This is a genomic window from Streptomyces yokosukanensis, from assembly GCF_001514035.1.
Lineage (GTDB): Bacteria > Actinomycetota > Actinomycetes > Streptomycetales > Streptomycetaceae > Streptomyces > Streptomyces yokosukanensis.
Genome location: NZ_KQ948235.1, coordinates 1 through 21,661 on the forward strand (window position 1 = coordinate 1; position 21,661 = coordinate 21,661).

The 21,661-nt window shown below is 72.2% G+C and carries 15 protein-coding genes; 8 read left to right on the forward strand and 7 right to left on the reverse strand.

Features of this window, described 5'->3' with window-relative positions; translation table 11 throughout:
* A partial coding sequence (locus tag AQI95_RS41160) for an SDR family NAD(P)-dependent oxidoreductase (RefSeq protein ID WP_159056688.1) occupies positions 1-4,201 on the forward strand: 4,201 nt, incomplete at its 5' end.
* Between the two features lie 76 nt (positions 4,202-4,277).
* Here the strand turns inward: AQI95_RS41160 and AQI95_RS41165 are convergent.
* The 3 genes from AQI95_RS41165 to AQI95_RS41175 form a co-directional block, all read right to left on the reverse strand.
* Positions 4,278-5,273 (reverse strand): ACP S-malonyltransferase, encoded by a 996-nt coding sequence (locus tag AQI95_RS41165; RefSeq protein ID WP_067136214.1) that lies wholly within the window; start codon positions 5,271-5,273, stop codon positions 4,278-4,280.
* 111 nt (positions 5,274-5,384) lie between these two features.
* Entirely contained in the window at positions 5,385-6,239 is an 855-nt protein-coding gene (locus AQI95_RS41170) for an ABC transporter permease (RefSeq protein WP_244189051.1), read from the reverse strand.
* The gene (locus tag AQI95_RS41175) at positions 6,236-7,219 is read right to left on the reverse strand and encodes an ABC transporter ATP-binding protein (RefSeq protein ID WP_067136216.1); all 984 of its coding nucleotides are present in this window, start codon (positions 7,217-7,219) and stop codon (positions 6,236-6,238) included. The genes AQI95_RS41170 and AQI95_RS41175 overlap by 4 nt, the downstream gene beginning before the upstream one ends.
* Positions 7,220-7,468: 249 nt before the next feature.
* Here AQI95_RS41175 and AQI95_RS41180 point away from each other — a divergent pair, with 249 nt between their 5' ends.
* The 3 genes from AQI95_RS41180 to AQI95_RS41190 all read left to right on the forward strand — a co-directional run bounded on the left by AQI95_RS41180 (position 7,469) and on the right by AQI95_RS41190 (position 10,395).
* Positions 7,469-7,993: a glycosyltransferase family protein gene (locus AQI95_RS41180; protein WP_067136218.1), complete on the forward strand. Its 525-nt coding sequence runs from the start codon at positions 7,469-7,471 to the stop codon at positions 7,991-7,993.
* Positions 7,994-8,073: 80 nt separating this feature from the next.
* On the forward strand, positions 8,074-8,718 hold the full coding sequence (locus AQI95_RS41185; RefSeq protein ID WP_244189052.1) for a thioesterase II family protein: 645 nt from the start codon (positions 8,074-8,076) through the stop codon (positions 8,716-8,718).
* A 264-nt stretch (positions 8,719-8,982) separates the two neighbouring features.
* Complete coding sequence (locus AQI95_RS41190) at positions 8,983-10,395, forward strand: class I adenylate-forming enzyme family protein (protein WP_067136222.1); 1,413 nt, start codon at positions 8,983-8,985, stop codon at positions 10,393-10,395.
* 104 nt (positions 10,396-10,499) lie between these two features.
* On the opposite strand, the gene AQI95_RS41195 is transcribed toward AQI95_RS41190, so the two are convergent.
* From AQI95_RS41195 to AQI95_RS41210, 4 genes are read right to left on the reverse strand one after another with little or no spacing between them, the layout of a single operon-like run.
* Entirely contained in the window at positions 10,500-12,161 is a 1,662-nt protein-coding gene (locus AQI95_RS41195; RefSeq protein WP_067136224.1) for a flavin monoamine oxidase family protein, read from the reverse strand.
* Entirely contained in the window at positions 12,158-13,039 is an 882-nt protein-coding gene (locus AQI95_RS41200) for a 4'-phosphopantetheinyl transferase family protein (RefSeq protein ID WP_067136226.1), read from the reverse strand. Before AQI95_RS41200 ends, AQI95_RS41195 begins: the two co-directional genes overlap by 4 nt.
* Positions 13,036-13,932, reverse strand: coding sequence for a metallophosphoesterase family protein (locus AQI95_RS41205; RefSeq protein ID WP_067136228.1), 897 nt, complete (start codon positions 13,930-13,932; stop codon positions 13,036-13,038). Before AQI95_RS41205 ends, AQI95_RS41200 begins: the two co-directional genes overlap by 4 nt.
* On the reverse strand, positions 13,913-16,786 hold the full coding sequence (locus AQI95_RS41210) for a helix-turn-helix transcriptional regulator (protein ID WP_159056689.1): 2,874 nt from the start codon (positions 16,784-16,786) through the stop codon (positions 13,913-13,915). Before AQI95_RS41210 ends, AQI95_RS41205 begins: the two co-directional genes overlap by 20 nt.
* 511 nt (positions 16,787-17,297) lie before the next feature.
* On the opposite strand from AQI95_RS41210, the gene AQI95_RS49535 reads away from it, so the two are divergent.
* From AQI95_RS49535 to speB, 4 genes are all read left to right on the forward strand, one after another.
* On the forward strand, positions 17,298-17,639 hold the full coding sequence (locus AQI95_RS49535) for a winged helix-turn-helix domain-containing protein (protein ID WP_079071910.1): 342 nt from the start codon (positions 17,298-17,300) through the stop codon (positions 17,637-17,639).
* Positions 17,640-17,767: 128 nt separating this feature from the next.
* A complete protein-coding gene (locus tag AQI95_RS49540) occupies positions 17,768-17,971 on the forward strand; it encodes a hypothetical protein (protein ID WP_244189055.1) in 204 nt (67 codons plus the stop codon).
* A 298-nt stretch (positions 17,972-18,269) separates the two neighbouring features.
* Positions 18,270-19,826 (forward strand): acyl-CoA carboxylase subunit beta, encoded by a 1,557-nt coding sequence (locus AQI95_RS41220; protein WP_079071911.1) that lies wholly within the window; start codon positions 18,270-18,272, stop codon positions 19,824-19,826.
* A 33-nt stretch (positions 19,827-19,859) separates the two neighbouring features.
* Positions 19,860-20,852, forward strand: coding sequence for an agmatinase (speB, locus tag AQI95_RS41225; RefSeq protein ID WP_067136234.1), 993 nt, complete (start codon positions 19,860-19,862; stop codon positions 20,850-20,852).
* The last annotated feature ends 809 nt before the right edge of the window (positions 20,853-21,661 follow it).

Consider the following 21,661-nt stretch of genomic DNA (forward strand, 5'->3'; position numbering starts at 1 on the left):
TGTGGTCGTCGCGGGTGACGAGGACGCGGCGCTGGCCGTGGTGGAGGCCTTCGCGGACCGCAGGAGCAAGCGGCTGGCGGTCAGTCATGCCTTCCACTCCCCGCACATGGACGGGATGCTGGAGGACTTCCGCGCGGTGGTGGAGGGCCTCTCCTTCGCCGCTCCGCGGATCCCGGTGGTGTCGAACCTGACCGGTGCGCTGGTCTCCGACGAGATGGGTTCGGCCGAGTTCTGGGTGCGGCACGTCCGTGAAGGCGTCCGCTTCCTCGACGGTGTCCGGGCGCTTGAGGCCGCGGGCGTGACCACGTACCTCGAACTCGGCCCCGACGGCGTTCTGTCCGCCCTCGCCCAGGACTGCCTCACCCGCGACGGCGCTGCCCTCCACCCCGTCCTGCGCGCCGAACGCCCCGAGGAAGCCGCCCTCGCAGCAGCCCTCGCCCAGGCCCACCTGCGCGGGATCCCCGTCGACTGGACCGCCTACTACGAAGGCACCGGCGCCCGCCGCGCCGACCTGCCGACCTACGCCTTCCAGCGCAAGCGCTACTGGATCGACGTACCCGTGTCCCGGGTCGGCGACGTCGCCTCCGCCGGGCTCGGGTCCGCCGAGCACCCGCTGCTCGGTGCCGCCGTCGAGCTGCCCGACTCCGACGGGTTCCTGTTCACCGGACGCCTGTCGCTCCAGAGCCACCCCTGGCTGGCCGACCACCGGGCCGCGGGTGCCGTGCTCCTGCCCGGCACCGCCTTCGTCGAGCTCGCCCTGCACGCGGGCCGGCGGGTCGGTACCGCCTTCGTCGAGGAACTGAACCTGGAGGCCCCGCTGGTGCTGCCCGAGCAGGGCGCCCTCCAGCTCCGGCTCTTCGTGGCCGGGCCCGACGAAGCGGAGCGGCGGGTGATCCACGTCCACTCGCGTCCGGAGGCCCCCGCCGGGGACGCCCTCGGTCTCGGGCAGGACGTGCCGTGGACGCGCCACGCCAGTGGTGTCCTCGGCGCACCCGACACGGTGACCGCGGCGCAGGCCGCTCCCGGCCCGGAAGTCTGGCCGCCCGCCGGGGCCGAACCACTCGACGTGTCCGACCTGTACGAACTGTTCGCGGCCGGGGGGTACGCGTACGGCCCGGTCTTCCGCAACCTGCGGGCGGCCTGGCGCCTCGGCGACGAACTCTTCGCCGAACTCGCCCTGTCCGAGGGCCCCGTGGCCGACGCCGCCGACTTCGGTGTGCACCCGGCACTGCTGGACGCGGGCCTGCACGGCCTCGCGCTCGGCTCTTTCCTCGACGGCGACGAGGCCGGGGACGGCAGCGGCCGGATGCGGCTGCCGTTCTCCTTCACGGGGGTGGGCCTGCACGCCGTCGGCCCGGGCGCCCTGCGGGTACGCCTCTCCCCGGCGGGGTCCGGGGCGGTGTCCCTCGCGGCGTTCGACGAGAGCGGCGAGCCCGTCGTGTCGGTGGAGTCGCTGCTGCTGCGGGAGCTCGACCCGGCCCGGTTGAGCGCGTCCGCGCCCGCCTTCCACGAGTCGCTTTTCCAGCTGGAATGGCCCGCGGTCGGCGGCAACCGGGCCCCCACGGGCGGCCGGTGGGCCGTGATCGGCGCAGACCCGCTCGGCCTCGAAGACGCGCTGGCCGCGGCAGGGGCCACCGTCGACGCGTACACCGACCTGGACGTCCTCGCGGGCGTGGTGCTCGCCGGGAAGCCCCTTCCGGACACGGTCCTGGTGACGTACGCCGGCCCGGCCGGGCCCCCTGCGGGCGGCACCGCGGGCGCCGCCCGGAGCGCCGCCCACGGCGTGCTGGAGCTGGTGCAGACCTGGCTGGCCGAGGAGCACCTCTCCGGGGCCCGCCTTGCGGTCGTCACCCGGGGCGCGGTCGAGGCCCGGCCCGGCGACGGCGTCCCGGACCCGGCGCACGCGACCGTGTGGGGCCTGCTGCGCTCCGCGCAGTCGGAGAACCCCGGCCGGTTCGTCGTCCTCGACCTCGACTCCGGCGCCGAGGACGGTCCCGGCCTCGGCGAGCTGCTCGCGGCCGCCGCGGCGAGCGGGGAGCCCCAGCTCGCGCTCCGTGCCGGAACCCTGCACGCGGCCCGGCTGGCACGGGTCCCCGCGGCCCGCCCGGAGGCGCAGGAGACCGGCGCCGATGTCGCCGGCGGCATCCCGTCCGCGGCTCTCGTACCGGCCGCAGGGCTCGACCCGGAGGGCACCGTCCTCATCACCGGCGGCACCGGTGTCCTGGGCAGCCTCCTCGCCCGGCACCTGGTGACCGAGCGCGGTGTGCGGCACCTGCTGCTGACCAGCCGCCGCGGACCCGGGGCCGCCGGGGCCGCCGAGCTGGTCGCGGACCTCGCCGCGCTGGGCGCCGAGGCGGAGGTCGTCGCCTGCGACGCCGCCGACCGGGAGGCCCTGGCCGCACTGCTGGCGCGGATCCCGCAGGCGCACCCGCTGACCGCGGTCGTCCACACCGCGGGCCACCTCGACGACGGGCTCGTGCCGTCGCTGACCCCCGAGCGGATCGACTCGGTGCTGCGGCCGAAGGTCGACGCGGCCCTGCACCTGCACGAGCTGACCCGGGACCTGGACCTGGCGGCGTTCGTGCTGTTCTCCTCCGCGGCCGGCACGCTCGGCAGCCCGGGGCAGGCCAACTACGCGGCGGCCAACGCCTTCCTCGACGCCCTGGTCCAGCAGCGGCGTGCGGCGGGCCTGCCCGCGGTGTCGCTGGCCTGGGGTCTGTGGGAGCAGCGCAGCGAGATGACCGGCGACCTCACGGACGCCGATGTCCAGCGGATGGCGCGGGCCGGACTGGCACCGCTCTCCTCCGCGGAAGGCCTGGCCCTGTTCGACACGGCCTGCTCCCTGGCCGAGGCCGGCCCGGACGCCGACGTTCGGGATCCCGGCAGCGGGGTCTTCGTCGCGATGCGGCTGGACACCGGGCCGCTGAAGGCCCAGGCGGACGCGGGCGGCCTCCCGCCGCTCTTCCGGGGCCTGGTCCGCGGCGGGCTGCGCCGGGCCGCCGCCGGTGCCGCCGACGCGGCGGCGTCCGCGGCCGCGCGACGGCTCGCGGAGCTGGCCGGGCTGCCGGAGGAGGCGCAGGAGCGGCTGCTGCTGGAGGTCGTGCGCGAGCAGACCGCCGCGGTCCTCGCCTACCCCTCCGCCGACGCGGTGGGGGAGTCCCAGCCCTTCCTGGAGCTGGGCCTGGACTCGCTGACCGCGGTGGAGCTGCGCAACCAGCTGAACTCTGCGACGGGGCTGCGGCTGCCCGCCACGCTGCTGTTCGACCACCCGACGCCGCTCCTGATCGCCGCCCGGCTCCGCGCCGAGCTGGCCGGGGCGCAGGGCGGTGCGGCCGGAACCGGCGGCGCCGCGGCGGACACGGAAGCGGAGGACACCGGCGGGGTGTTCGGGGCGATGCTCCAGGCGGCCGGGGCGCAGGGCGAGTCCGGTCCGTTCATGGAACTGCTCATGCAGGCGTCGCGGTTCCGCCCGTCGTTCTCCTCGGCGGCGGAGCTGCGCAAGCCGCCGAGCCTGGTGCGGCTCGCCCGCGGCGAGGACGGTCCGGGCCTGATCTGCTTCTCGTCGATCCTGTCGATCTCCGGTCCGCACCAGTACGCCCGCTTCGCCTCCGCCTTCCGCGGGCGGCGGGACGTCCACGCGATGGCCGCGCCCGGCTTCCTGCGGGGCGAGCAGCTGCCCACGACGACGGAGGCGGTCGTCGAGGCGCAGGCGGAGGCCGTCCTGCGGCACGCGGACGGTGCGCCGTTCGTCCTGCTCGGCCACTCCTCGGGCGGCATGCTCGCCCACGCGGTGGCGGGCCGGCTGGAGAGCGCCGGGGTCTTCCCGGAGGCCGTGGTCCTGGTCGACATCTACTCGCACGACGACGACGCCATCCTCGGCATCCAGCCGGGGCTGTCGCAGGGCGTCGACGAGCGGCAGGACAGCTACGTCCCGGTCGACGACAGCCGGCTGCTGGCGATGGGCGCCTACTTCCGCCTCTTCGGCGGGTGGAAGCCGGAGGCCGTGAAGGCGCCGACGCTGCTGGTGCGGGCGGAGGAGCAGTTCTTCGACTGGACCCGTGCGGAGAACGGCGACTGGCGTTCCTACTGGGACATGGAGCACACCGCGGTGGACGTGCCCGGCAACCACTTCACGATGATGGAGCAGCACGCGGGGACCACCGCGGGCGCCGTCGAGGAGTGGCTGGGCCGCCGGATCTGAGGGCGGTGGCGCGAAAGGGGCCGGGCCCCACCCCCTCGGGGGTGGGGCCCGGCCCCTTCGGTCGCCCGCGTGGTCGTCAGGCGGTGGCGCGCCGGGCGCGGTCCGCGCGGGAGCGCTCCAGGGCCTGCTGCCGCTCGCGCTCGCGGGTCCGCTTCCTGGGCAGGCCCACCGGGACGACGTCGAAGCTGTCCTTGGTGACGTCGAGCCGGTGGAAGAGGTTGTCCGGGCCGGTGACGTACAGGGTGCCCACACCGAGGCCCTGGAGGGACTCGACCATGGCGGGCCAGCGGATCGGGCGGTCGAAGGTGTCCAGCATCATCTCCCGCATCCCGGCGGCGTCCCGGACGACCGTGCCGTCGTGGTCGCAGACCACGGGGAGGGAGGGGGCGGCGATCTCGTAGGTGCCGAAGACCTCCTCCTCCGCCTTGCGGCGCAGCGCGGAGAAGGCCGCGGCGTGGACGGGCGGCCGCATCGAGTACATGGAATAGCCGCCGGCCGCGCTGATGGCGGCGTTCAGAGTGTCGAGTTCCCCCTCCCGCACGGAGATCATGTGGAACCCGGCGTCGAGCCGGCCGGAGAGGTCGTACCAGGCGCCGCGGTCGTCGAATCCGGCGAGGATCTCGTCGAGGCGGTCCTGGGGGGTGCGGACGAAGCAGTGGGTGACGACGTCCTCGTAGGCGGTGGAGAAGTACTCCTCCTCGCAGCGGGCGAGTTCCGCGGTCAGGCGGACGACCTCGGGGAAGGGGAGGGAGCCCACGAAGGCGGCGGTGGCCTTCTGGCCGAAGCTGGGGCCCGCGCAGACGGTGGGGGAGACGCCGAGCACGTCCACCGCCCGGTCGGCCAGGGCCATCGAGTTCACCAGGAAAGCGATCTGGAAGTCGACCGAATAGTCCTCTTCGGAGTTCCGGAAGCGGTCGAACACCGAATATCCGAGTACCTCGTCGGCCTCTGCCAGACGGCGTCGCGCGTACGGGTCGAGGAGGAGGAAACGGCCGACCTCGGCGAATGAGGCCGGGCCCATGCCGGGGAATACGATCGCGGTTCCGGTCCGGGCGCCGGAGGAATGGGTCATGATCGGTGAATACCTTTGCTGCCGGGATGGTGCGGGACGAGAAGAAGGCCCCGCCCCCGGGCGGCGCGGCTGCGCCGGTCCGGGCACGGGGCCGGAGGGGGACGTGGCGGATCAGTCCTGGGCCCTGCGGTGGAAGCCCTTGATGCTGATCGCCCCGAAGATCAGGATCGAGGCGGCCAGCGCCGCCAGGTCCACCCACAGCGGGATCGACCGGGGGCCGCCGGGCGGCAGCAGCAGGTCGCGGATGCCCTCGGTGACGTAGGTCAGCGGGTTGAGGGCGCACAGCACCTGGAACCAGCGGATGCCGGCCAGGCCGTGCCAGGGGAACTGGGTGCAGCCCGTGAACATGAGCGGGGTCAGCACCACTGCGAAGACGACACTGATGTGCCGCGGCGGGGCCAGTGTGCCGATGGTCAGGCCGACCGCGCTGCCCGCCAGGGCGCCCAGCAGCAGCACGCCCAGCGTGGCCGGGAACCGGTCCATGGGCCAGAAGGCGTGGTCGAGGACGAGGAAGCCCATCGGGATCATCAGCAGCGAGGCGACGATGCCGCGCAGCGTGCCGAAGACCAGCTTCTCGACGGCCACCAGCGTGATCGGGATCGGCGCGAGCAGCCGGTCCTCGATCTCCTTGCTGAAGGAGAAGTCGATGATCATCGGCAACGCGGTGTTCTGCAGGCCGACCAGGAACGCGTTGAGCGCCACGACTCCGGGCAGCAGCACGGACTGGAATGCGCCGCCGGTGTAACCGAGTTCACCGAGCACCTTGCCGAAGACGAACAGGATGAAGAACGGCTCCACGAGGATCTGCGCCAGGAACGTGCCCAGTTCGCGGCCGGTGACGAAGAGGTCCCGCCACAGGATGAAGAAGAACGTACGGGTCGCCGAGCGGACGCCGGTGGGCGCGGGGCGCAGTTCCTCGGGGAAGCCGGCCACCGGGTCGGCCGCGGTCGCGGCGCGGGCGCTCACCGCAGCTCCCGGCCGGTCAGGGAGATGAAGACGTCCTCCAGGGTCGCGGTGCCCACCTTGATGTCCTTGATGTCGCAGTTCGCCGCCGTCAGGGTGGTGACGGCGGCCGGAAGCACCGCGCCGGGCGGTGCGTCGCTGTACAGACGCAGCCGTACGGGCGTGTCCGGGGCGTCCCGCTCGGCGGTCTGGTCGGTCCGCTCGACGCGGGTGACCGCGTCGGCCTTCTCCAGCAGGCGGATCACGTCCTCCGGCCCGGAACCGGCGGGCCGGACGGTGAGGGTCAGGGCGGTGCCGCTCAGGCTCTCCATGAGGGCCTGCGGGGTGTCCAGGGCGAGCAGCCGGCCGTGGTCGACGATGCCGACGCGGTCGCACAGCCGGGCGGCCTCGTCCATGTCGTGGGTGGTGAGCACGGTGGTCACGCCGCGTTCGCGCAGCTCCGACACCCGCTCGTGGATGAACAGCCGGGCCTGCGGGTCGAGGCCGTTGGCCGGTTCGTCGAGGAAGAGCACGTCGGGCCGGTGCATCAGGGCCCGGGCGATCATCACGCGCTGGGCCTGGCCGCCGGAGAGCTTGTCGCCGCGGGAGTCGCCGCGGTCGGCGAGGCCGACCCACTCCAGGCACTCGGCGGCGCGCCGGTTGCGTTCGGCGCGGCCCACGCCGTGGTACCCGGCGTGGAAGGTGAGGTTCTGGCGCAGCGTGAGCGACTGGTCGAGGTTGTTGCGCTGGGGGACGACGGCGAACGCGCGGCGGGCCTGGGCGGGGTGGGCGACGACGTCGACCCCCTGCACGAACGCGCGCCCCGAGGTGGGCGCCACCCGGGTCGTGAGGATGCCGATGGTGGTCGTCTTCCCGGCCCCGTTCGGACCGAGGAATCCGAAGACCTCGCCCCGGCGGACGGAGAAACTCAAGCCGTCCACCGCGGGCTGCTCGCGGTCCTTGTACTTCTTGACCAGTCCTTCGACCACGACAGCGGAATCCACGGGTCGTTCATATTTCATTTATGCCTGCGAATCGATAGGGGAATCGGACACAGAAGGGGTACGCGCCATGTCTAGCATTCGGGATCGAGCCATGGTCCGGCCGGAACGAGGGCTAGGGGGAATGAGGAAAGGTTAGGGGGGCCTAGGGGTGATCGTTTGTTGCGGTCCCGGGAAGTATGGTCCTGGCACCGCCGGTAATTACCCCCGGGCCGTCCCCGACCGTTCCCCGCATTCTCACGAGGAGACCCCGTGAAAGCACTCGTCCTGTCGGGGGGATCTCCCGAGGCCGACCGGTCCGTCCTCTTCCGGGTCCTCGAGCAGATCGCCGACGTGGGCATCACCGACGTCGGTATCGTCCTTGGGAGCGCGGCCGACACGGTTCGGACGGCCGTCGGTGACGGCGCCCGCTTCGGCGTCGGCGTCACCTACCTGCCCCCGACTCGCAGACCGGGACCGGGCGAGGCCGTGCGCACGGCGCGGGACTGGCTCGGCGACGACGACTTCGTCACGCACCCCGAGGATGTCCTGGTCCCGGGCGGGATCGGCGAGCAGGCGGAGGCGTTCCGCAGCCGCCGTCCGGCGGCGCAGGTCGTCCCGGGGCCGGCCGGGGTGTACTTCTTCACGGACGACGTGCACCGCGCCGTCGACGCCGTCCAGGCCGCCGCACCCGGCGGACCGGAGATCACCGACGTTCTGCGGTGGATGACCGACCAGGGCCTGGAGGTTGTCCCCGCCGCCCCGGCGGGGTCCGGCCCGGCACCGATCCGTCCATGAGGGCCCTCCACCCCGGAGGTGCCCGGCCGTCTGCCCGACCACGCGTGAGAGGCACCACCCGAGGTGGAGTTCCAGGGAGCATGACCCATGCCGACAGCCGACCCTCCCCGGGAGAGACCCTGCCCGACGAGGTCGGCCTGATCCAGATCCGGCAGCCCGCTCTACCGAGCAGCTACCGCCTGATCTGCTTCCCGAGCGCACGCAACTCCCCGCTCTGCTACCTCTCGATGGCGGAACTGCTGCTGCCCACCGTGGAACCTCTCGTCGTGCAGTACCCGCAGCTGCGCGCCGCCGAGGACCTCGACCCCGCCGAGTGCACCTCACTGGCCGACCAGGTCTTCGAGGCGGTCCGCGGCTGGGTCGGCCGCCCCTTCGCGCTGTTCGGGCACCGCCTGGGCGCCGAGCTCGCCTACGAGGTGGCCTGCCGGCTGGAGCGGGAGGCCTACAGTGCGCCGCTGACCCTCTTCGTGTCCGGACGGACCGCGCCCGGCCACCGCGGCAGCCTCGGCCCGCCTGCCCTGAACTGCCGGATCGTCGCCCTGACCGCACAGTACGACCCGCGCGCCACGCTGTCCGGGGTACGGGGCTGGCGGCGGTGCACGTGCGGCCGGTTCGACCTGGAGACCTTCCCCGGCGCCCAGGGGTACCTGAAGACCCACTCCCGGGAGGTGGTCAACATCGTCCACGACCAGCTGATCTCGCTCGGCGGAGCGGACCCGGAATGACCGCCCGCCGGACCGAGGGGCCCACAGGGGTCGTTCAGGGGTACCCGGCCCACCGGCCACCTGCCTAGCGTGCGTCGGTGGAGACCCGTGTCCGGACCCGACGCGCACGGCCAGGCCGGCGGACGGCACGGCCACGATTCCCTCCCTCGTGAAGCCCACGAATCCGCGATCCACTCCGTGAACGGGCCCAGACCCGCTGCCGACCCGGCGCACCGCACGCCGACCGGGCATGGCACGGCCCAGAGGAAGGACATAGTGCGACCGATGACCGCGAAGATATTGGCAGTCGACTCGGTACGGCCCGTCGACGAGTTCGAGCAGGACGCCCTCCGGGTGGCCTCGGCGATCCGCGAACGCGGAGTCGGCCTCGGCGACCGGGTGATGCTCAAGGCCGGCAACTCGGCGGCCTACGTGTGCGTTCTGTACGCGCTCATGCACGTCGGCGCCTCGATCGTCCTCGTCGACCAGCAGGAGCACCCCGAGGAGACCCGGCGCATCGCCGTGCGCACCGGTGTCAAGGTCACCTTCGTCGACGACGAGACCCCGATCTACGACGACGCCGACCCCATCCACCTCTACGAACTCATGGTCGCCGTCGCCGACCACGAACCCGCTGGACCCGCCCTGTCCTTCGAGGACTGGGGCGAACTCCCCGACGGCCTCATCATGTGGACCTCCGGCTCCACCGGCTCCCCCAAGGGCGTCGTGAAGTCCGGCGCCTCCTTCCTGCGCAACCTGCGGCGCAACGCCGACCAGGTCGGCCACCGCGCCGACGACGTACTGATGCCGCTCCTGCCCTTCGCCCACCAGTACGGCCTGTCGATGGTCCTCATCGCATACCTGGCCCGCTGCTCCCTGGTGATCGCCCCCTACCGGCGTCTGGACCGCGCCCTGCGGATGGGCCGCGACGCCGGGGTCACCGTCATCGACGCCACTCCCTCCAGCTACCGCAGCATCCTCGGCCTGATCACCCGCAAGCCGGCGCTGCGTTCCCACCTGCAGGACGTGCGCATGTTCTGCGTGGGCGCGGCTCCCCTCGACGCGCCGCTGGTGGAGCGCTACGTCGCCGAGTTCGGGCTGCCGCTGCTCGACAGCTACGGCTCCACCGAGCTCGGCAACATCGCCTTCGCCACCCTCGACAATCCGGTCGCCTGCGGCCGGGCCATGCAGGGCATCCGGCTGCGGATCGTCGACGAGGACGGCCGCGAGCTGGCCCCGGGGGAGAGCGGCGAGATCCAGGTCGACACCCCCGACGCCCTGCTGGGCCAGGTGTCCGAGGACGGCACCGTCGTCCCCGCTCACGCCGACGGCTGGCAGCCCACCGGCGACCTCGGCCACCTCGACGCGGACGGCAACCTCTACGTCCTGGGCCGCAAGTTCGCCGTCCACCGCATGGGCTACACCCTCTACCCCGAGCTGATCGAGCGGAAGGTCTCCGGTCACGGCTGTTCCACCCGGATCGTGCCGCTGCCCGACGAACTCCGCGGCTCCCAGCTGGTGTTCTTCGTCGAGGACGAGGAGCAGCGGGACGCCGGCCACTGGCGGGAGCGGCTGTGCGCCCTGCTGCCCGCCTTCGAACAGCCCAACAGGGTCGTGGTGCTGGAGCGGTTCCCGCTCAACCGCAACGGCAAGCCCGACAAGAAGGCCCTCGCCGCACTGGCCGCCGACCAGGCCTGAGGACCCGACGGCCCCGGCCCCCCGCCCACCGCGGCGGCGGGACCGGGGCCCCGGCACGCATGCCGAAGGGCGCCCCCGCAGGATACGGGGGCGCCGTTCACGGTTCAGCTCTCGTAGGGAAGTTCGACGGGCGCGAGCGCCTCGAAGAGGTCACCGGGGCCGGGGTTGTCCGGGTGCGCCGATCCGCCCAGGTGGTCCACCACGCCCCACACCGCGTTCAGCGCCGTGGTGACGGCGCCCTCGACGAAGCCGCCGGTCCAGGAGACGTCGTCGCCGCAGAGAAAGAACCCGCGCTGTACCTCGGGCAGCCCGCGCTGCACGAACTGGGTGAACAGCCGCCGCTGATAGCGGTACTGGCCCGGCAGGTTCGCCTTGAACGCGCCCATGAAGTGCGGTTCGGTCTCCCACGTGATGGTCAGCGGCTCCCCGATCACGTGCGAGCGGACGTCCACCCCGGGATAGATCTCCGCGAGCTTGCCCAGCAGCACGTCGAGGCGCTCCTGCGGGCTCAGCGTAGCCATCTTCAGCGAGTCGTCGTTCCACGTGTACGACAGGCACAGCACGCCGGGCCGGTCCGGACCGTCGTCGAAGAGGTAGACCCCGCGTGGCATCCGGTCGGTGAGCGTCATGCTCATCACCGGCAGCCCGGTCCCGGGATCCCGGTCGTGCCAGAAGGGCCGGTCGGTCAGGACGAACACCTTCGACGAGCCCATGTAGTGGGTCCGCTCCACCGCCGTCCACACCGGCGTGCCCAGCAGCGCCGGGTCGGCCTCCACCCGGTTCAGCAGCGTCCACACGTGCGGGGTGTACACCACGGCCGGGTAGTGCTCCTCGTGCCCGTCGGCGTCGGTGACCACGAAGCCCGTCCCGGCGCGCCGCACGGCCCGCACGCCCGGCCGCGGCGCCCCACCGTGCAGCGACGCCAGCGAGGTGCCCGCAGGCCAGTGCACGCAGTCGTCCGGCCGGTGCCCCCACAGCCCCCTCGGCACCTGCTGGGCACCCCCGGGGATCGCCATCTGGTGCTCGTCGGCCTCGGTGTAGATCACACGGAGGATCTCCAGCAGCGAGTTCGGGAAGTCGGTGTCCCAGCCGCCGGTGCCGAACCCGACCTGACCGAAGACCTCCCGGTGCCGGAACGACCGGAACGCCGAACTGGTCGCGAGGAAACCGTGGAAGGACTGGTCGTCGAACTCCCGGACCAGCCGGTCCCACACGTGCTTGAGGGTCTTGACGTCGCGCCGCCGGACCGCGTCGCGCATCGTGGACAGCTCCGCCCGCTCCTGCAGCGCCTTCTCCCAGGCGTCGGCCACCTCCTGGTACAGCTCGGGCAGGTCCTCCGTCCCGCGCGCGGTATGGCGTACCCCGCCCAGGTCGATGAGCGTGCTCGGGGTGTGCTCGGACAGGGGGTTGGGGAAGGGGCTGGTGGCCAGCCCCAGCAGGTCGATGTAGTGGAACAGGGCGCGGGCCGACAGCGGGAAGCGCATCGCGCCCATCTCCGCCACGTGCTCCGGCCGTCCCGGGAACGGGACCGACCGCATGCGGCCGCCGAGCTGTTCCGCTTCGTAGACGACCGGGCGCAGGCCCAGCCGCATCAGCTCGTAGGCCGCGGTGAGCCCCGCCATCCCGCCGCCGACCACGGCCACCGGGGTCCCGGCGTGCTCGGGCGGGAGGGAGCCCAGGCCCGCCGGGTGGCTCAGCCAGGAGTCGTAGGAGAACGGGAAGTCCGGCACGAGCATGCTGGTGGGATCCGGGGCTGCTGTTGTCATCTGGAGTACCTCTCGGGCCGGTTCGGCAGCGCTTCCAGGGGAGAACCGGAACGAGCCGGGCGCGGCGCCGGGAACGCGGCGTCGCGGCGGGCCCGGACGGCGGGATGACCGCACGCCGTCCGCCGTGCGCAGTCGGTCCGGTCCTCGCACGCTACGCAGCGCCCCGGACCCGGACAACCCCTACCGACCCGGGTGCCCGCCCCACCCGGTGCGGGGACCGCGATGGCCGTGACGACCAGTCCCCGGTCCGCGAGCCAGCGGCCGCCGAAGCCCGTCACCGGCCGCCCGTCGGGCCCGGCGGCCGGCCGCAGGACCTCGGCGCGGAAGGTGCCCCGCCGCAGGCTGTCGGCATCGGTACGGACGGACAGCCGGGCGTCCTGGAAGTCCAGCTCGGTGCCCACCAGCGGGAACCAGGTCTTGTACACGGCCTCCTTGGCGCTGAACAGCAGCCGGTCCCGGCACACCCGCTCCGCCCCCGCCACCGGCGAGCGCGCCCAGGCCAGTTCGCCCGGCAGGGCGATGGTTTCCAGGACCCCCTGCGGCAGCGGCCTGTTGGGCTCGGCGTCGATGCCGACCGCTACCAGGTCGGTGTCGCGGGCCAGGGCCGCGGCCCGGTAGCCCGCGCAGTGGGTCATGCTGCCCACCACCCCGACGGGCCACTGCGGAACGTTGCGCCGGCCGCTCAGGACCGGGGCCGGCGGCAGGCCGAGGTCCGTCATGGCCCGTCGGGCGCAGCCCCGCACGGTGGTGAACTCCTCGCGCCGCCCCTCCGTCGCCGTGGCCACCAGGGCGGCCTCCTCGGGGTGGAGCACCGCCGAGCCGTCCGGCCCGAACGCCTCGCGCGCGCGGGCCCCTTCGGGCAGCAGGATCTCTATCACGTACCGGCCTCTCGCTGGGGATGGGGCAGGATCTGCCGCAGCAGGCCCTTGGGGTGGCCGCGTCGGCGCCATTCGCGCGGGTAGCCGATCGACACTTCCTCGAAGCGCACCTCGTCGTACCAGGTGGTCCGGGGGATGTGCAGGTGCCCGTAGACCACGGCGGCCGTACGGAACCGGCGGTGCCAGTCGGCGGTGAGGACGGTGCCGCACCACTGGGCGAACTCCGGGTGCCACAGCACCTCCGTGGGCTCGCGGACCAGCGGGAAGTGGTTGACCAGTACCAGCGGCACCGCCGGGTCGTGGGCCTCCAGCCGCCGCCGGGTCAGTTCGACCCTGGCCCGGCACCACGCGTCCCGGCTCGGGTACGGGTCGGAGTGCAGCAGGTACTCGTCCGTGCAGACGACCCCGGCCTCGTGCGCCCGCTCCAGGGACTCCTCCTTCGTGGCGGTGCCCGGGACGCGGAAGGTGTAGTCGTACAGCAGGAACAGCGGGGCGACGGCGACGGGGCCGTCGGGCCCCCGCCACACCGGCCAGGGGTCCTCGGGGGTGTGGATCCCGAGCCGGCGGCACATCTCGACGAGGTGGCGGTAGCGTTCCTCGCCGCGGGCCTGGACCTTGTCCTCGCGCGGCGTCCACAACTCGTGGTTGCCCGGCGCCCAAACCACCGTGGTGAAGCGCCCGGCGAGCAGGCCCAGCGCCCACTCGATGTCCTCGGTCATCTCGCCGACGTCGCCCGCGACGATCAGCCAGTCGTCCGGGTGCTGCGGCCGCAGCGATTCGGTGATCGGCCGGTTGTCGGCCATCCCGATGTGCAGGTCGCTGACCGCGAGCAGCCGGGGTCCGGCCGCCGTGGTGGCGGGCCGGGCGGCGGGATCAGGCAGTGTGCGCGACATCGATGTCCCAACTGACCGGCAGGTCTTGGCGGCGAGTGATGTTGATCTTCCGGTAGACCCGGGTGAGGTGCTGTTCCACGGTGCTGACGGTGATGAAGAGCTTGGCCCCGATCTCCCGGTTCGTGTACCCGTGCGCGGCCAGCGACGCCACCCGCCGCTCGGCGTCCGTCAGCGCGGCGGCCGTCGCCGGAGCGGACCGGAGGGGGACCGGCTCCGGCGCGGTGGCCACGGCACGCGGCGGCGCGCTCGGCGCGGCGGCCTCCGCCGGGGTGCCCTGGCCGGGCTCCCTGCACACGTTGGCCTCGGCGATCCGCCAGGCCCGGCGGGCGCAGGTCTTGCCCTGGGCGGCGTCCCCGAGCCGGTCGTAGACGGCGCCCAGCTCGGTCAGGGCTCGGGCCAGCTCGTGCGAATCGCCCTCGTCCTGGAGCAGTGTCACGGCCCGCTCCAGCAGCGCGGGCCGTTCGCTCAGCGGACGGGCGCCCGCGAGGACGCGCAGGGCCAGACCGCGCACCCGCGGGCCGGTCTCCTCGGCGAGCTGTTCCCGGGCGAACCTCTCGGCCTGCTCGCGGTTGCCCAAGGCCAGTGAGGCCTCCGCGACCCCCACCCGCCAGGGCGCCAGCCCCGCCCGGTCCATGTCCCACTCCCGCATCAGCTTCCCGCAGGCCATGAAGTCCGTGAGCGCCGCGTGGTGGCGTCCGGTGGCGAGCTGGTGCCTTCCACGCGCGTAGATGTAGTGGAGGCCGTAGCGGGTCTGGAGCATCTGCTCCGGTACCGGGTGGTCCACCAGGGCCGCTGCCGCCTCGTGGTCGCCCATCGCAGTCCGAGCCTCGACGAGCGCGGAGAGTGGCATGCCGATGCCCACGCCCCAGCCGTGCGGGGGGAGTTCCTCCAGCGCCTGCTCCGCCAGCCGGCGGGCGTGCGTCAGTTCACCACGGCGCAGTGCCATGTGCGCGCGCATCGCCTGCATCACCACGGTCCAGCCGGGCGCACCGCGCTCGGCCGCCTCCTCCAGGTGCCGGTCCGTCCACAGGGCGGCCGCGCCGAGCCGGTCCGCGTACATGAGGGCCAGCAGGCACGCCCGTACGGTGACGTGGCTCTCCTCCGTGAGTCGGGTGCCGGCCAGGATCTGCTCCGCCCGCCGGCTCAGCGCCTCGTCGGCCGCGGCCCGGTCGCGCGGGCCCGGGGTGGCGCCCAGGACGCCCTGGAGTAGGCCCATCGCCGTCATGACGCCGTCGTCCGAGGGGTCCGCGAGTGGCTGCGCGTGGTCCCAGCCCGGGCCGAGGGCGCTGTCCATCCGGCCGAGCAGGGCGGGGTACGTGGTCGCCAGCACCAGCCGGACACCGCGCAGCTCGTCGGCGAGCGCCGCGTCGGGGCGGTCCTGCACGCCCTTCAGGGCGCACCGGATGGCCGCGTCGCCGTCGCCGATCCAGCCATTCCACAGCAGGTCGCCCACCAGCCGCAGGGATTCGGTCACCGGAAGGATGCCCCGGTGCAGGGCGGCGCTCAACGGCTGGAGCTCGTGCGCCCACGCGGACGGCTTGACCTGCCAGATGAACTTGGCCATGTTCGCACGCAGTTGCAGCCGCTCCCGCTCGTCCCGGGAGCACTCCTCGGCCAGCCGCAGGCAGCCCACCGCGAAGCCGACGCGCTGCGAGGCCAGCGCCGTGCGCGCGGCGTCGCTCAGCAGCCCCGGCACCCACTCCTCGTCCAGGGAGTGCGGCCCGTGCCCCAGCAGGTGCGCGGCGACGGCCGTCGGTGCCGCCCCCGCTTCGTACAGCAACTGCGCCGCTCGGCGGCGCAGCCGGGCCACCGCGTCGTCGGCCAGGCTCTCCAGCACCGCCGAGCGGACCGCGTCGTGGCGGAAGCGGGTGCCCTGGAGAATGCCCGCTTCGCGGAGCGCGGCCACCACGTCCTCCACCGTCCGTTCCCCGGTAGTCACCAGCTGGGCCAGCAGCGGCAGCGATCCGGCGTCGCCGAGCAGAGCGATGCCCTGAGCGACGCGCAGGCCGTCCGCGCCCGTACGGTGCACGCATATCAGCGTGTTCTGCAGGAACTGCTCACCCGCTGAGAACGAACCCTCGGACCGATGCCGGGAGGCCTGGTCGTCCAGGAGGCTGTGCACCAGCAGGGGGTTGCCGCCGGTGGCCTTGTGCAGGGTTGCCGCGGTCCCGGCGACGACGACGGTCGCGGTGGACCGCGTACGGGACGCTTCCGGGTGCCGCTGCGCCAGCAGGGCCTCCACGCCCCGGGCGCTGAGCGGGCCCAGCCGCAGCCGGGGTCCGGCGACCTGACGCAGCAGCTCCTCCAGCACGGCCGGGGGCTTCGCGCCCGCGTCGGGGCCACGCGTGACGACGAGGGAGAGCCCCTGACCAGTGGGCCGCCCCCGGCCCAGGGCGTACAGCAGGCAGTGGAGGGACTGCGGATCGGCGTACTGCACGTCATCGACGGCGATCAGGACGGGACTGCGCGCGGCGAGACCCGCGAGCCGGGCGTGCACCGCCATGAGAGTCGGAGCGGGGACGAAGCCGCCGCCGAGCGGCGCGTGGAGCGGAAGCAGACTCGGCGCGTCCGGGATGTCGCGCAACAGCTCCTCGACCAGGCCGAACGGGATGTCCTGTTCCGCGGCGGAGGTGGCGGCGCTCAGCAGCCGGACCCCCCACTCCGCGGTCCGCTCCTGCACGTGGTGGAGCAAGGCCGTCTTGCCCGAGGCGACCGGACCCCCGATCACGGCCAGGGGGCCGGATTCGGCAGGGGCGTCGGGCGCGCCGGTACCCTGCGCACCCGCGGACCTCGGGCCGCGGGCAGCGCCGGTAACCCAGTTGGTCAGTTTGGCGATCTCTTCATCCCGCTCCACCAACATGGCTGTGTATGCCTCCCCGATGAGTCAAGAATCGTCGCATGTCGCTCTCGTGGCAGACATAGCTATTCATGATGGGTTCCCACGCGCGCAGGAAGGCGGTTGCCCGATGAGCGCATGGAATTCAGCGCTCGCCGCTGGTCAAGCGGTCCTGTTCGTCAGGTGGATTGCACTGTACCAACTCTCGAGGGGGCCTCCAATTGCGCTCGTTCGGAATTGACACTGCGTCAAGTCGCATGCGCTCCATGCAAATCTGCAGCGCGACCGGTTCGTCACAATCGGCAACGTCAAGGGAATCTCAAATGCGCCTGGGGTTCGCATTACCGTTTCTGGTGCTATTGATCAGAAACGGTTCGGGTTCCGGGCTGTTGGAGCGGTGCGAGCGATCTCGTGGGGGACGCGCGGCAGCGGCATCTGTCGCCGTCGGCGCAGGAGGCCCCGCGGTTGCGGGCGGTGGCCCCGCTGGTGGCGGGCCGGTACCGTGGGGACGTTGCGGCGATGTTTCGGGGTGTCACTGAAGGCGGTCGGCGCGTGGTGGGCGAATTTCGCCGACGGGCGGGAGGCGCTGGTCATGCGTCGTCGCGGCAGGCCAGTCGGGTTGCGTCAGGTGCTCGGGGAGGTGGAGCGGGCCGCCGTGCGGCAGGCGATCCTCGATCACCGGCCTTGTGACGTGGGGTTGAGCGGGCAGTTGCGGACGCGGCGGCTGGTGGGCGAGAAGCTGGTGAAGCTGTACCGGGTGCGGCTGACCGGGCCCGGAGTGGGAAGAATCCTGAGGTGTTGGGGGCTGTCCTTCCAGCGCCCGGACACACGGGTCGTGGAGCAGGACCCCGAGGCCGTGCGCCTGGCATGAGGCGACCTGGCCGGCGATCCGGGCGAGGGCGAAGAGGGCCGCGGTGAGGTGCTGTTCGCCGACCAGGCCGGCTCCGCTCCGGCCGGCTCACTGGCCGCACCTGGGGCGAGAAGGGCCGGACACTTGTGGTGCGGCGGAGCGGGAACCGGTTCTCGGTGACCGGGATGTCGGCGATCGGCACCAAGGGCCGGATGCACTTCATGGTCTTCACCGAGAGCTTCACCACCGAGATGGTGTGCCGCTTCCTGGACCGGCTCGCCGGCCACTTCGACCACAAGGTCCACTCTCGTGGTCGACGGGTACTCCGCCCAGCGCTTCAAGAAGGCCCGTGACCGGCTCACCGCCCACCCCGACGACGCGAGCTGCACCTTCCTGCCTGCCCCGTACCGGCCCGAGCTCAACCCTTGCAGCACCGAGGCGGGGACCAGGCCGAACTCGCCGCGGAACCCGCCGCTTCTTCCGCGGACGCCGGCGCCGGCCTCACATCGTCCGCGAATACTTCGGCGGCCCGCTCGTCCGCTACGTCCTGGACGAGAACCCCATGGGTTTCTGATCAATAGGGGTGGCCGGGCGGAGGATAGGGGTCCTTGACAGTCGAAGAACGGCGGCCGCGGCTCGTTCAATGGCCGCGTGACGACGAACCTGACTGGGCAAGTGGTCGAGCTGCACTCCCTTCGCGAGGCGGCCCGGCGAGGCCCCAGTGACCGCGCGACCGAGGCCCAGCACGCGAAGGGCAAGCTGACGGCGCGCGAGCGCATCGCACTGCTCCTCGACGAGGGTTCCTTCACGGAGGTCGAGCAACTGCGCCGCCACCGCGCGACCGGCTTCGGCCTCGAGAACAAGAAGCCGTACACCGACGGTGTCATCACCGGCTGGGGCACGGTCGAGGGCCGCACGGTCTTCGTCTACGCGCACGACTTCCGGATCTTCGGCGGCGCCCTGGGCGAGGCACACGCCACGAAGATCCACAAGATCATGGACATGGCCATCGCGGCCGGTGCCCCGCTGGTCTCCCTCAACGACGGCGCCGGTGCACGTATCCAGGAGGGCGTCTCCGCCCTCGCCGGCTACGGCGGCATCTTCCAGCGCAACACCAAGGCCTCGGGCGTCATCCCGCAGATCTCGGTGATGCTCGGGCCGTGTGCCGGCGGAGCCGCGTACTCCCCGGCCCTCACAGACTTCGTCTTCATGGTCCGCGACACCTCGCAGATGTTCATCACCGGCCCGGACGTGGTCCGCGCGGTGACCGGTGAGGAGATCACCCAGAACGGCCTCGGCGGCGCCGACGTGCACGCCGAGACTTCCGGCGTCGCGCACTTCGCGTACGACGACGAGGAGATCTGCATCTCCGAGGTCCGCTACCTCATCTCGATGCTCCCCTCGAACAACCGCGAGAACCCACCCGCCCACGAGACGAGCGACCCGGCGGACCGCCGCGGCGAGGTCCTCCTGGACCTCGTCCCCGCGGACGGCAACCGCCCGTACGCCATGCACAAGGTCATCGAGGAACTCGTCGACGACGGCGACTACCTGGAGATCCACGAGCGCTGGGCCCGCAACATCATCTGCGCCCTGGCGCGCATGGACGGCCGGGTCGTCGGCATCGTCGCCAACCAGCCCGCCCACCTCGCCGGCGTCCTCGATATCGAGGCCTCCGAGAAGTCCGCGCGCTTCGTCCAGATGTGCGACGCCTTCAACATCCCCATCATCACGCTGCTGGACGTCCCCGGCTTCCTGCCGGGTGTCGACCAGGAGCACGGCGGCATCATCCGCCACGGAGCCAAACTGCTGTACGCGTACTGCAACGCCACCGTCCCGCGGATCTCGCTGATCCTGCGTAAGGCCTACGGCGGCGCGTACATCGTCATGGACTCCCAGTCCATCGGTGCCGACATCACCTACGCCTGGCCCACCAACGAGATCGCCGTGATGGGCGCCGAGGGCGCGGCCAACGTCATCTTCCGCAAGCAGATCGCGGACGCCGAGGACCCCGAGGCCATGCGCGCGCGCATGGTCAAGGAGTACAAGTCCGAGCTGATGCACCCGTACTACGCGGCCGAGCGCGGCCTCGTCGACGACGTCATCGACCCCACCGAGACCCGCGCGGTGCTCATCAGTGCCCTCGCGATGCTCAGCACCAAGCACGCCGACCTGCCCTCACGCAAGCACGGCAACCCCCCTCAGTGACACAAGCCCCCCCGAAAGGCCGCTGAACACATCATGACCGCCCAGCCCAACGGCGTGACCCCGCCCGTGCCCCCGACGGAGACCGACCGGACCCTGCACTTCGCCGGTCAGGCCACCTTCGGCCGCATCCCCCGCCTCGACCAGGTGGACAAGGCGGACATCGCCGTGGTTGGGGTCCCCTTCGACGGGGGCGTCACCTATCGCCCGGGCGCCCGCTTCGGAGGCAACGCCATCCGCGAGGCCTCCCGCACCCTGCGCCCCTACAACCCGGCGCAGGATGTCTACCCCTTCCACTACAGCCAGGTCGCGGACGCAGGAGACATCAGCGCCAACCCCTTCGATGCGGCCGAGGCGGTGGAGACCATCGAGGCCGCCGCCGATGAACTGCTCGCCGACGGGGCCCGGTTGATGACGCTCGGCGGCGACCACACCATCGCGCTGCCGTTGCTGCGTTCGGTGGCGAAGAAGCACGGTCCGGTCGCGGTCCTGCACTTCGACGCGCACCTGGACACCTGGGACGACTACTTCGGCCAGCAGTACACCCACGGGATGCCCTTCCGGCGGGCCGTGGACGAGGGCGTCGTCGATACCTCGGCCCTCTGCCACGTCGGCACCCGGGGTCCGATCTACGGCAAGAAGGACCTCGACGAGGACGCCAAGCTCGGCTTCGGCATCGTCACCTCGGCGGACGTGATGCGGCGTGGGGTCGACGAGATCGCCCAGCAGCTGCGCGAGCGTGTGGGCGACCGCCCGCTCTACGTCTCCATCGACATCGACGTGCTGGACCCGGCGCACGCCCCCGGCACCGGCACCCCCGAGGCCGGCGGTATGACCTCGCGGGAGCTGCTGGAGATCGTCCGCGGGCTGTCCGACTGCCACCTGGTCTCGGCGGACATCGTCGAGGTGGCGCCCGCGTACGACCACGCCGGCATCACCTCGGTCGCCGCGTCTCACGCCGCGTACGAGCTGATCACCATCATGTCCAAGCAGATCGCCCCGGCCCGCTGGGGTATGGCGGGGCAGTAGCGGACATGAGCTCGGCCGACGGGAACCCGGCGGCCGCATCCGTATTCATGAAATCACGTGGGCGACCGTGATGGTGAGGCGTCCTTGAGCTTCGTGCGGGGCGGGGTCTCTGACCAGCTCAACCATCCCGGGTACGCCGAAGTATTTACAGGCCCGCCAGGCGTAGTCGTTCTTGGGGAGGAGCGTGGTGCTGGGTTCCGCCTGTTTCAATTGCAGTGAACAGAGAGGGGGCAGGCTGTGCTCCGTGTGCTGCGTATGCTGCTGGATGTCGTGGCTGGACGTCTGTTGATATGGGGTCATGAGCGTTGGAGGGCCAAGGGGGAGGAGAGCCGGGTCACCACGGCGGGGGCTCAGGTGTTCGTTTCCTGTGTTCTCGGCGACCGCAATTACTGTCGGAGCACGTCTTTGGTCTTCCTGCGGGCTTCGCCTTCCTCGCTTTATGTCACGCCGGCAGGGTCTGCGAAACTTCACCGAATCCGGATCCCGATAGACCGGTTGGAGTTGCTTCGGGTCCGGCCAAGAATGCGCACAGATTCCCACTTGGTCCGGTTGGGCTGGCAGGTGGCTGAGTGCCGAGATGGCGATTCTATGGTGCTCATTGGATGTGCTCCCGATTTCATGGGCCACCTGACGGCCGCGTTGGAGCCAGTCCCGGGAAGCGGCGATCGTGGCCGCCCTGCGCGCCGTGGTCCCGGGTAACGGCCCTTACGGCCGAGTTGAGGCCCCGAAGATCCCGGACAGGGACCCAATAGGGTTGTGAACCGCCGACTTGTATGGGGGTAGCGGGAGGCGGTCGGGTTGGCCGCTCG